Annotated in this window: 11 protein-coding genes; 10 read left to right on the plus strand and 1 reads right to left on the minus strand. The window is 63.7% G+C overall.

The features are described 5' to 3' along the window. Nucleotides 1–52 precede the first annotated feature (52 nt). The 7 genes from tilS (at nucleotide 53) to VCB98_RS01080 (ending at nucleotide 7,699) form a co-directional block, all read left to right on the plus strand. A complete protein-coding gene (gene tilS / locus VCB98_RS01050; RefSeq protein WP_346049545.1) occupies nucleotides 53–1,369 on the plus strand; it encodes a tRNA lysidine(34) synthetase TilS in 1,317 nt (438 codons plus the stop codon). A gap of 102 nt (nucleotides 1,370–1,471) precedes the next feature. Next, on the plus strand, nucleotides 1,472–3,133 hold the full coding sequence (gene pyrG, locus VCB98_RS01055; RefSeq protein WP_346049547.1) for a CTP synthase: 1,662 nt from the start codon (nucleotides 1,472–1,474) through the stop codon (nucleotides 3,131–3,133). A gap of 37 nt (nucleotides 3,134–3,170) precedes the next feature. Next, nucleotides 3,171–4,007 (plus strand): 3-deoxy-8-phosphooctulonate synthase, encoded by an 837-nt coding sequence (gene kdsA / locus VCB98_RS01060; protein ID WP_346049549.1) that lies wholly within the window; start codon nucleotides 3,171–3,173, stop codon nucleotides 4,005–4,007. A gap of 41 nt (nucleotides 4,008–4,048) precedes the next feature. Then, on the plus strand, nucleotides 4,049–5,341 hold the full coding sequence (gene eno, locus VCB98_RS01065; RefSeq protein WP_346049551.1) for a phosphopyruvate hydratase: 1,293 nt from the start codon (nucleotides 4,049–4,051) through the stop codon (nucleotides 5,339–5,341). Nucleotides 5,342–5,398: 57 nt separating this feature from the next. Next, a complete protein-coding gene (gene ftsB / locus VCB98_RS01070) occupies nucleotides 5,399–5,722 on the plus strand; it encodes a cell division protein FtsB (RefSeq protein ID WP_346049553.1) in 324 nt (107 codons plus the stop codon). After that, nucleotides 5,712–6,407, plus strand: coding sequence for a 2-C-methyl-D-erythritol 4-phosphate cytidylyltransferase (gene ispD / locus VCB98_RS01075; RefSeq protein WP_346049555.1), 696 nt, complete (start codon nucleotides 5,712–5,714; stop codon nucleotides 6,405–6,407). The genes ftsB and ispD overlap by 11 nt, the downstream gene beginning before the upstream one ends. Before the next feature lie 2 nt (nucleotides 6,408–6,409). Next, nucleotides 6,410–7,699 (plus strand): tetratricopeptide repeat protein, encoded by a 1,290-nt coding sequence (locus VCB98_RS01080; RefSeq protein WP_346049557.1) that lies wholly within the window; start codon nucleotides 6,410–6,412, stop codon nucleotides 7,697–7,699. Here the strand turns inward: VCB98_RS01080 and VCB98_RS01085 are convergent. Then, nucleotides 7,696–8,175 (minus strand): VOC family protein, encoded by a 480-nt coding sequence (locus VCB98_RS01085; RefSeq protein ID WP_346049559.1) that lies wholly within the window; start codon nucleotides 8,173–8,175, stop codon nucleotides 7,696–7,698. The two genes, VCB98_RS01080 and VCB98_RS01085, sit on opposite strands and share 4 nt — an antisense overlap. 107 nt (nucleotides 8,176–8,282) lie before the next feature. Between VCB98_RS01085 and ispF the strand changes: the two genes are divergently transcribed. The 3 genes from ispF to VCB98_RS01100 are packed head-to-tail and all read left to right on the plus strand — an operon-like array spanning nucleotide 8,283 to nucleotide 10,556. Continuing rightward, complete coding sequence (ispF, locus tag VCB98_RS01090) at nucleotides 8,283–8,774, plus strand: 2-C-methyl-D-erythritol 2,4-cyclodiphosphate synthase (protein WP_406672204.1); 492 nt, start codon at nucleotides 8,283–8,285, stop codon at nucleotides 8,772–8,774. Further along, nucleotides 8,767–9,804, plus strand: coding sequence for a tRNA pseudouridine(13) synthase TruD (gene truD, locus VCB98_RS01095; protein ID WP_346049563.1), 1,038 nt, complete (start codon nucleotides 8,767–8,769; stop codon nucleotides 9,802–9,804). The genes ispF and truD overlap by 8 nt, the downstream gene beginning before the upstream one ends. Then, nucleotides 9,801–10,556 (plus strand): enoyl-CoA hydratase/isomerase family protein, encoded by a 756-nt coding sequence (locus VCB98_RS01100; protein ID WP_346049565.1) that lies wholly within the window; start codon nucleotides 9,801–9,803, stop codon nucleotides 10,554–10,556. Before truD ends, VCB98_RS01100 begins: the two co-directional genes overlap by 4 nt. Nucleotides 10,557–10,727 lie beyond the last annotated feature (171 nt).

Here is a 10,727-nt window from a genome sequence, read left to right on the forward strand (position 1 = left end):
AGGTATCCTAATGGGATATGCGGGTTCAATGTTCCCGGAGCGGTGCCTGGTAATGAGCGAGATTGAGCAGACGATCCCTCGGCTGGTCGGCGAGCATGCGCCCAAAGGCCGCCTGCTTGTCGCCTTTTCCGGGGGGCGGGATTCCAGTGTGCTGTTGCATGCTGTCAGCCGGGTCTGTCCGGGGCGGGAATGCCGGGCCCTGCACGTGGACCATGGTCTGCACGAGCGCGCGACGGTCTGGGCCGAACACTGCCGGGAGTTTGCCGAGGGCCTGGGTGTTCCCTGCCGGGTCCTGAAAGTGAACGTGCCCCTGCCGCCGGGGGAAAGCCTCGAGGCGGCCGCCCGTCATGCCCGGTATCGGGTGCTTGCCGAGCAACTGCGGCCCGGTGACTGGCTGCTCACCGCCCATCACGCGGGCGACCAGCTCGAGACGTTGCTCCAGCGGCTGCTGCGCGGCAGCGGCAGCTTGGGGCTGTCCGGTATTCGGCTGCAGCGCCCACTGGGGCCCGGCCACATCCTGCGGCCCCTGTTGATGGTGGACGAGGCCGAGATCCAGGCCTATGCCGAGGACCATGCCCTGCGCTGGGTCGAAGACCCCTCCAACCGTGAACTGCGTCATGATCGCAATTTTCTGCGGCACAAGGTCCTGCCGTTGTTGCAGGCGCGCTGGCCGCAGGCCGGTCGGCAGGCGGCCCGGGCCGCCCGGCACCTGGCCGAGGAGGCCGCCGTGCTGCGTGAACTGGGCGAGGCCGATCTGGCGAGGGTCGGCGAAGGAGAGTGGATCAGTCTTCAGGCCCTGGGTGAGCTTTCGCCCGCCCGCCGCCGCAATCTGCTCCGTTACTGGCTCACCGATGAGCAGGGGCGTGGCCCGGGAATGGAATGGCTGGACCGGCTCCAGGCGGAGGTGATCGACGCCCGCCCGGACGCCGCTCCGGTGCTGGCCGTGGGCACGCGTCTGGTCCGGCGCCACGGGGACCGGCTTTATTGGATTCCCCGGGACCAGCCGGAGCCGGAACCGGGGCCTTTTCACTGGCAGGCGCCGGCCAGGGCGCTGGTGTTGCCCGGCAATGGCCGCCTGCAATTGCGGCCCGACGGGGCGGGGCGGACCGTTCGGCTTCCGGACTGCGTGACGGTCCGTTATCGCCAGGGCGGCGAGCTTTTTCACGACGGTCGCCACAGCCGCCGGCTGAAGGAGTGGATGCGGCTTGCGGAGATTCCTCCCGAAAAGCGGGATCGCCTGCCTCTTTTGCTGGATGGGGAAAGATTATTTGCCGCCGGCGAGAGTGTCCTTGATCCTGCCTATATCGCTGAAGAACGGGGGCAAAATGGGGCCAGGACGGGCCATCTGCGCTGGCTGGAGAAAGACTGAAAGTGCTGGTCCGGATTGAGCAAAGGCGCCTGATCTGGTAAGTTTGCGTCCCGATTCTGGCCCGTCATGGCGGGCACCTCCAGGCAATCGGGACCCCCATTCATGACCCATTTCATTTTCGTTACTGGCGGCGTGGTTTCCTCTTTGGGGAAAGGCATCGCCGCGGCTTCCCTTGGTGCCATTCTGGAATCCCGCGGACTCCGGATTTCCATGGTCAAGCTGGATCCCTACATCAATGTGGATCCCGGCACCATGAGCCCCTTCCAGCACGGTGAGGTCTTTGTCACCGAGGACGGTGCCGAAACCGACCTGGACCTGGGCCACTACGAGCGCTTTGTGCGTACCACCACCAGCCGCAAGAGCAACTTCACCACCGGCCGCATCTATGAAAGCGTCATCCGCAAGGAGCGGCGTGGCGATTACCTGGGCGGTACGGTGCAGGTGATTCCCCATATCACCGACGAGATCAAGCGCTCGGTGCTGCAGGCGGCGGGCGATGCCGATATCTGCCTGGTGGAGATCGGCGGCACCGTGGGCGATATTGAATCCCTGCCCTTCCTGGAGGCCATCCGGCAACTGAGTGTGGAGCTGGGCCGCAAGCGGACCCTCTACATGCACCTGACCCTGGTGCCGTTCATTGCCACTTCCGGCGAGATCAAGACCAAGCCCACGCAGCACTCGGTGAAGGAACTGCGCTCCATCGGTATCCAGCCCGATATTCTGCTGTGCCGGGCGGAGAATCCCCTGCCGGCGGATGCCCGGCGCAAGATCGCCCTGTTCACCAACGTGGAGGAACGGGCGGTGATCTCGGCCGCCGATGCCAGTGACATCTACGAGATTCCCATGCACCTGCGGGATCAGCAACTGGATGAACTGGTCACGGAAAAATTCGGCATCGACGCCCCCGCCGCGGACCTGCATGAATGGGAAGACGTGGTGACCGCCCTGCGCAATCCGGAGATGGCGGTCGATATCGCCATGGTGGGCAAGTATGTGGAACTGGCGGATGCCTACATTTCCCTGAATGAAGCCCTGAAGCATGCCGGTATCCACACCCGCACCAAGGTGAACATCCACTATTTCGATTCCGAGCAGATTACCCATGATGGTGCCGAGATTCTGGCCGACATGGATGCCATTCTGGTCCCCGGTGGCTTTGGGGAGCGTGGTATTGAAGGCAAGATTGCCGCTGCTCGATATGCCCGTGAACAGGGCATTCCCTACCTGGGGATCTGTCTCGGCATGCAGGTGGCGGTGATTGACTTTGCCCGTCATGTGGCCGGTCTCGAGGGCGCGCACAGCACCGAGTTCGCCCCTCACAATGAACATCCGGTGGTGGGCCTGATTACCGAGTGGCTGGACCGTGAGGGGACCACCAAGGAACGCACTGAAGAATCCGATCTGGGCGGCACCATGCGCCTGGGCTCCCAGAGTTCCTACATCAAGCCCGGCACGCTGGCGCATCAGGTTTATGGCCAGGATGAGATTCACGAGCGCCATCGCCACCGTTTCGAGTTCAACAACAATTATCTCGAACAGTTGAAGAAGGCCGGTCTGGTCTTCTCCGCCATGTCGGTGGATGACCTGGTCGAGATTGTCGAGTTGCCCGATCATCCCTGGTTCCTGGGTGTGCAGTTCCATCCGGAATTCACCTCCACGCCGCGGGATGGTCATCCCCTGTTCCAGAAATTCGTGGAAGCCGCGCGCAGCCATTCGGCCGGGCAAGCCCCCGCCGACGAAGCGGCCGCGGAAAGCGGCCAGTGATAGGGAAGCTCTCAACAGGCTTCATAGGAGACAAGCCATGAAGATTCGTGATTTTCAGGTGGGTCTGGACCAGCCGTTCTTCCTGATCGCTGGGCCGGACACGCTGGAAAGCGAATCCCTGGCCATGGAAGTGGCCGGGCATCTTCGGGAGGTGACCGAGCGGTTGGGCATTGCCTATGTCTTCAAGGGCTCCTTTGACAAGGCCAACCGCACATCCCTGAAAAGCTATCGGGGGCCCGGCATGGAAGAAGGGCTGCGCATACTCGAGAAGGTAAAGTCCGAGATTGGTGTGCCGGTGCTGACCGATGTCCATGAATACACGCCCATTGGCGAGGTTGCCAGTGTGGTGGATGTGATTCAGACCCCGGCGTTTCTTTGCCGTCAGACGGATTTCATCGTCAACGCCTGTTCCCACGGCATCCCGGTCAATATCAAGAAGGGCCAGTTCCTGTCGCCCTGGGAGATGCGCACCGTGGTGGAGAAGGCCCGTAGCAGCGGCAATGACAACATCATGGTCTGTGAACGCGGCTTCAGCTTCGGCTACAACAACCTGGTCTCCGACATGCGCGGCCTGTCGGTGATGCGCGAGACCGGTGCGCCGGTGGTCTTCGATTGCACTCATTCCGTGCAATTGCCGGGCGGGCAGGGTGGCAGTTCCGGCGGCCAGCGGCAGTTCATTCCCGTTCTTGCCCGTGCAGCGATTGGTGCGGGTGTCTCGGGGCTGTTCATGGAAACTCATCCCAAGCCCGATGAAGCGCTCTGCGACGGACCCAATTCCATGCCCCTGGATCGCGTGGAAGCGCTGCTGACATCTCTCAAGGCAGTGGACGACGCGGTCAAGGCGCAGACCTTGATCGAAGACCAACTGCAATAAATTCAAAATCACCAATTCAATCAATTCGAGGACTGCAAGCCATGGCGAAGATCAGTGACATCCTTGGCCGGGAGATTATTGACTCCCGGGGCAACCCCACCGTGGAAGCGGACGTGTTCCTGGATTCCGGTGAAGTGGGCCGGGCCGCCGTTCCCTCCGGTGCCTCCACGGGTGTCAACGAAGCCGTGGAACTTCGCGATGGTGATGAAAAGCGTTATCTGGGCAAGGGCGTGACCCGGGCCGTTGCCAACATCAACGGCGAGATTCGGGACAGCCTCAAGGGCATGGAAGCCGGCGACCAAAAGGCCCTGGACCAGAAGATGATCGAGCTGGACGGCACTGACAACAAGGGCCGCCTGGGCGCCAATGCCATCCTCGCCGTTTCCCTGGCAGCTGCCAAGGCAACCGCCCTGGCTGGCGGCAAGCCGCTCTACCGGCACCTGGGCGGGGAGGCCGCCACCGGCATGCCCGTGCCCATGATGAATATCGTCAACGGCGGTGCCCATGCCGACAACAGCGTGGACATTCAGGAGTTCATGATCCTGCCCGTGGGTGCGCCCAGCCTGTCCGAGGCCCTGCGCCAGGGGGCCGAGATATTTCACCGGCTCAAGAAGGTGCTCAATGCCCGCGGGCTGAGCACGGCGGTGGGAGACGAGGGCGGCTTCGCCCCCGACCTGCCGTCCAACGAGGCGGCACTGGAAACCATTCTGGAAGCCATCGAGAAGGCCGGTTACCAGCCGGGCAAGGATGTGGTCCTGGGGCTGGATGTGGCCAGTTCCGAGTTCTACAAGGACGGGGTCTATGAACTGGCCTCGGAGAACAAGCGATTCAATGCCGAGGAATTTGCCGATTTCCTCGCCGACCTGGTGGACCGCTATCCCATTGTCTCCATTGAAGACGGCATGGACGAAAATGACTGGGACGGCTGGCAGGCCCTGACCCGCAAGCTGGGCGATCGGGTCCAGTTGGTCGGCGACGATCTTTTCGTGACCAATACCCGGATTTTCCAGCAGGGTATCGATCGCAACATCGCCAACAGCATCCTGATCAAGCCCAACCAGATCGGCACCCTGACCGAAACCCTGGCCGCCATTGAAATGGCCACCAAGGCGGGCTATTCCGCCGTGGTCTCCCATCGCTCGGGTGAGACCGAGGATGCCACCATTGCCGATATCGCCGTGGCCACCACCGCCACCCAGATCAAGACCGGCTCCATGTGCCGTTCCGACCGCATGGCCAAGTACAACCAGCTACTGCGGATCGAAGGTGAGCTGGGTAATAAGGCCAGCTACCCGGGGCGTCAGGCCTTTCCGTCCGGCGTCAAAATCGGGTAGCGTTATCGCCTACCCATCGACCGGTGGCGGCGCCTGGCGCCGCCGGGAATACTCTTCATGCGGATAGTGCTGGCCGTCTTGCTGCTGTTGTTGCTCGTACTCCAGTACCAGCTCTGGGCGGGCCGTGGGGGCGTGCCTGAGTTATGGAATCTGCGCCAGCAGATCGAGACCCAGGAAGAAGAAAACGAACGCCTGCGCGCTCGCAACGAAGCCCTTGAAGCCGAAGTGGACAACCTGCGTGAGGGTCTGGAAGCGATCGAGGAGCGGGCCCGCAGCGAGCTGGGGCTGGTCCGTGAAGGTGAGGTCTTTTTCGAGGTGATCGAGCTGGACCGGGCCTTTGAGGAAGAGTCCGACGGGGAAGAGGGGGATAATGGTGAGTAGCACTGAAGGCGTGGCCATCTGGGCCGTCGTGCCGGCGGCCGGGGCAGGGCAACGCTTCGGCGCGGGCCGGCCCAAGCAATATCTCAGTCTCCGCCCCGGGCTCTGCATTCTCGAGGCCACCCTCCAACCCCTACTGGCCGATCCACGACTGCACGGCATCGCCGTGCCCCTGGCTCCCGATGACGAGTACTGGGATGGTTTGGCACTGTCCCGCGATCGTCGCCTCCATGCCTGCGAGGGTGGCGCGGAACGGGCGGACTCTGTCCTGCGTGGACTGGCCCACCTGCGATCCCTCGGTGCCGCCGATGAGGACTGGGTCCTGGTTCATGATGCCGTCCGGCCCTGGTTGACTGCCGGCGCCCTGTCCCGGCTGCTTGATGCCACTCTGGAAAGCGGTGATGCCGGTATTCTGGCCCTGCCGGTTGTGGATACGGTCAAGCGGGTGGATGAGGCCGGACGCATCGTGGAGACTGTGCCGCGCGAGCAGATATGGCTTGCCCAAACGCCGCAGATGGCAAGATTGGGGCGGCTGGAGCAGGCGCTGTCCCAGCAACTCGCCCAGGGGCACTGGCCCACGGACGAAGCGGCGGCGCTCGAGGCGGCCGGTGAGACCGTGCGGGTTGTTCTCGGCGAGCGCGGCAACATCAAGATTACCCATAGCGAAGACCTGAAAGGTCGAGACTGATCATGGCGGATGAAATAATCCGACTTTCCGCGCTGATTGATGCCGGCGATCTCGGACAGGCCGAACGCGGACTCAGGGCATTGCTCCAGGAACAGCCGCGAAACGGCCTGGCCTGGACGCATCTGGCCCGGGTGGCACTGCTCGCCGGTCACAAGGACGATGCCATTGAGCTGGCTGCGAAGGCACAGGATATGGAAGGGCCGCGTCAGGTCTTGCTGCCGGCCATCGCCCGCATCTGGATGCAGGCCGGCGTCCCCGGCAGGGGATTGCCATTACTGGATGCCCTCTCGTCCCGTAAACCCGATCTCCAGCAACTGCGCGGGCAGTTGTCATGGGCGGCCGGACGTTACGATCAGGCGCTTCGTTACTTTCGCCAGGCCCACCAATCCAAGCCGCGGGTGCCGAGCTATGCGGTCTCCCTGGGCAAGGCATTGATCGCAATGGGGCAGCGTCGAAAGGCCCTTGCCGTCCTGGACAAGGCAGCGGAGGGTGAAGCGGCGATGATGGCCGCCTGGCTCCGCTTCAGTGACCGTGACCCGCGCGCCAGCCTGGATGTTGCCAGGCGTTCACCGGCCCGGGAGCATCCCCGTCTGGAGCTGATGCGTGCTGCCTGCCATTATCTCCTCGGTGATCCGGCGGCGGCGGAAGGGGCGTTGACGCGCGCCGGCCGGGATCGTCGTCTGGAGCCTGCCGTGACTTCCCTGCGCTACTGGCAAGAGCAGGGTGCCGATGCGCGCCTGCTCAGCGTACCGTCGAACGTGCTGCGCCATGGCTTGAAAGCGGCGCCGGAGCAAGGCCTGGTATTGGAGTTCGGTGTCTTCCACGGTCGCAGCATCCGTCAGATTGCTGCCGCCCGGCCCGGTCCGGTACATGGTTTCGACAGTTTTTCCGGTTTGCCCGAGGCCTGGGGGCGGGAACCGGCGGGCAGTTATTCAACCCTGGGGGAGCTCCCCAAGGTTCCGGATAACGTCACGCTCCATGCCGGCTGGTTTGACGACACGCTGCCGGATTTTCTCGCCGAGCATCCCGGCGACTCAGTGGCCCTGGTCCATATTGATTGTGATCTCTACAGTTCCACCCGCAGCGTACTGGAGCAGTTGGCTGAACGACTGGTGCCGGGCACGGTAGTGGTGTTCGACGACTATCTCGGCTATCGCGGTTGGCAGGATCACGAGTACCGGGCCTGGCAGGAGTTCGTTACTAGCCACCGAATACAATATCGTTATCTGGCCATGGCACTGGCAGGGCGTGAGGTGGCTGTCCGGATTGACGCGGTGGGGAGTCCCACCTAGCGGGGTTTGAAGCCGAAGGGGCTCCAGCGTTGCAGTTCCAGGATATTGCCTTCCGGATCCTTGACGTAACACCAGGTCACCGAGGCGGTAGGGCTGGGTGAGAGGGTGACCACCTTGCCCACCGCGCTGCCGCCATTGGCCAGCACCGACTTGCGGGCCGCCGCCACATCCCGAACCTGAAAGCAGATATGGCCGAAGCCGATGCGGTTCACCGAGCGCGGTGGATCATCGCCACTGGGGTCATATTGGAAGATCTCCAGCGTGGGCGCAGCGTCGCCGTCAAAGCCGGGCAGCTTCAGGTGCACGCCCCGTAGTCGGGCCCCCGAAAGTCCGGTACCGGCATCCAGATCCCGTCCCTGATAATCCCGCTCGGGCCCCACCGGCAGGCAGCCGAAGACGTTTTCATAGAAATCGGCCAGTCGTCGCCAGTCGCGGGCAACGATATTGACGTGGGCAAAACGGGCTCGGTGACTCATGATTGCGCATTATGCCTGAACCGCCCGCCATGGGATAATGCCGGCCCCTGGCAGGCGCCTTGCGCCGGTGTGGATCGTATGGACTGTGGGAGCGGCAGGTGACAACCCTGAGAATCGGGCACGGATTCGACGTGCATGCATTCGGCGAAGGAGACCATGTTATGGTCTGTGGCGTGCGGATTCCCCATCACCGGGGCGTGCGCGCCCACTCCGACGGTGATGTGGCCCTGCATGCCCTGTGTGACGCCATCCTGGGTGCCGCCGCGCTCCCGGATATCGGCCAGCTTTTTCCGGATACCGACCCCGGCTTTTCCGGCGCCGACAGCCGGGACCTGCTGGCGGAGGTGCTAAGGCGGATCGATGACCGCGGCCTGGCGCCGGTGCATGTGGACCTCACCGTGGTGGCGCAGGCGCCCAAGCTGGGGCTGCATGTACCGGACATGCGCGCGGTGCTGGCCGAAAGCCTGGGCCTTGCCACCGATAGGGTCAATGTCAAAGCCACCACCACCGAAAAACTCGGCGCCATTGGCCGCGAAGAGGGCCTGGCCGCCCACGCGGTGGTATTGCTGGATGAAGTGGGGAGTGAGCCCTGTGGATGATGAGGCCTATTGGTTTCAGGATCAGGCTCTGCCCCGCGCCTTTGGACCCGCGATTGGCGAGGCGGTCATTCGCAAGAGCCCGGATGATTTTCGCGTGGATGAAATCCTGGGCTTTGCCGCCGACGGTGAAGGTGAGCACTGCCTGATGCTGGTGGAGAAGCGCGAGGCCAATACTGACTGGATGGCCGGGCAGTTGGCCCGGCTTGCCGGAGTCAGGCCCCGGGATGTGGGTTATGCCGGGCTCAAGGACCGCCATGCGGTGACCCGACAGTGGTTCACCGTGCCCTGGCCCGCACAGGGCAATCCCCTGGATTGGGAGGTACCCCAGGGGCGAGTGATCGAGGCCCATCGCCATCGTCGCAAGCTGCGTCCGGGTGCCCTGACCGGTAACCGTTTTCGTCTGGCCTTGCGACATGTCTCCGCCGACAGCGGGTTCCTCGATCAACGCCTTGCCCGGATCGGCAGCCTCGGTGTCCCCAATTACTTTGGGCCCCAGCGCTTCGGCCGGGATGGCGACAATGTCATTCGCCTGCTGACACCGCCGCTGCCCCGACGACGCAAGTTACGTGGCTTGCTGCTGTCAGCCGGACGGTCCTGGTTGTTCAATGCCATTCTGGCGGAACGGGTGGGGGATGATAGCTGGCACCGCATCCTTGCCGGCGAACTGCCCATGCTGGATGGCAGTAACAGCCATTTTGTGGCCGAGGCCGATGATCCGGCGCTGGCGGATCGCTGCCGCCGGGGCGATATTCATCCCAGTGGCGCCATGTGGGGACAGGGCGGCAGTCCGGCCGGGGCTTCGGTGGCTGAGCTTGAAGAGCGGATCGCGGCTTTGCACCCGGCGCTGGTCAAGGTATTGGAAGAGGCCGGAATGCGACAGGAGCGGCGGGCGCTGCGTCTCCCGGTGCGGGGTTTGAGCTGGCGCCAGCAGGACGATTGCCTGTGGCTGGATTTCCGCCTGCCCGCGGGCAGCTATGCCACCACCGTGATTCGCGAATTTCTCAATGTACAGGACGGGAGCAAGTCATGATCAAGACTGAACGCAAAGGGGACGTGGCCGTCATCGAATTGGATCGGCCGCCGGTCAATGCCCTCAATCCGCAGCTCATTCAGGCGCTCGACCAGGGTCTGGCTGATGCGGTATCTGATGGGGCCCGCGGGATTGCCCTGGTGGGTGGGGAGAAGATGTTCTCCGCGGGGCTGGATGTGCCCGTGCTGTTGCGTCTCTCCCGGGAAGAGATGACCGAGTTCTGGTCCGATTTCTTTGGCCTGATTCAACGCCTGGCGACCTGCCCGGTGCCGATCGCGGCTGGTCTGACGGGGCACAGCCCGGCCGGCGGTGCGGTGCTGGCAATCTTCTGTGACTATCGGGTGATGAGCCGTGGCGAGTTCCGTATCGGCCTGAACGAAGTGCAGGTCGGGCTCCCTGTCCCGGATGTGATCTGCCTGGCCCTGGCCCGCCTGGTGGGCGCCGGGACGGCGAACCGCTTGCTGGCCTCGGGTGAGATGATCCTGCCGGAGGAGGCCCACCGGGTGGGCATGGTGGATGCCCTGGCCGATGATCCGGCCGCCACCCGCGCGGCGGCGGTGGAGTGGGCCACCCAGGTCGCGGCCCTGCCGCCGGTGGCGGTGGCCTCCACCCGCCGCGTCGTGCGCGCGGATCTCAGCGCCCTGTTCAAGGACGTGGATCGCGAAACCTGTGAGGCCATGAGCGAAGTCTGGTTCAGTGATGAAACCCAGGCAGCCATGCATGCCCTGGTTGAGCGTCTCGCCGCAAAGTGACTCTTGGTCGATTTCGAATGGCTTGGTGCCATCCGAAGTGGGTGGTTTCGGTTGGGATAGCACCTTTCCATGACGGTGACGGGTTGCGTTCCGGCCTAGGTGGCGACAGACCTTTCCAAGAACGCCGTAGACCCATCCCTGGGGGCTCTGGGTTCGCCCGGAAGGCTGCGC

Source organism: Natronospira elongata, from assembly GCF_034931365.1.
Taxonomy (GTDB): Bacteria; Pseudomonadota; Gammaproteobacteria; order Natronospirales; family Natronospiraceae; genus Natronospira; species Natronospira elongata.

What these genes read in the sequence shown, in the direction of transcription:
- tilS (WP_346049545.1), top strand. Translation starts at nt 53, where the DNA reads ATGAGCGAGATTGAGCAGACGATCCCTCGGCTGGTCGGCGAGCATGCG.
- pyrG (WP_346049547.1), top strand. Translation starts at nt 1,472, where the DNA reads ATGACCCATTTCATTTTCGTTACTGGCGGCGTGGTTTCCTCTTTGGGG.
- kdsA (WP_346049549.1), top strand. Translation starts at nt 3,171, where the DNA reads ATGAAGATTCGTGATTTTCAGGTGGGTCTGGACCAGCCGTTCTTCCTG.
- eno (WP_346049551.1), top strand. Translation starts at nt 4,049, where the DNA reads ATGGCGAAGATCAGTGACATCCTTGGCCGGGAGATTATTGACTCCCGG.
- ftsB (WP_346049553.1), top strand. Translation starts at nt 5,399, where the DNA reads ATGCGGATAGTGCTGGCCGTCTTGCTGCTGTTGTTGCTCGTACTCCAG.
- ispD (WP_346049555.1), top strand. Translation starts at nt 5,712, where the DNA reads ATGGTGAGTAGCACTGAAGGCGTGGCCATCTGGGCCGTCGTGCCGGCG.
- VCB98_RS01080 (WP_346049557.1), top strand. Translation starts at nt 6,410, where the DNA reads ATGGCGGATGAAATAATCCGACTTTCCGCGCTGATTGATGCCGGCGAT.
- VCB98_RS01085 (WP_346049559.1), bottom strand. Translation starts at nt 8,175, where the DNA reads ATGAGTCACCGAGCCCGTTTTGCCCACGTCAATATCGTTGCCCGCGAC.
- VCB98_RS01100 (WP_346049565.1), top strand. Translation starts at nt 9,801, where the DNA reads ATGATCAAGACTGAACGCAAAGGGGACGTGGCCGTCATCGAATTGGAT.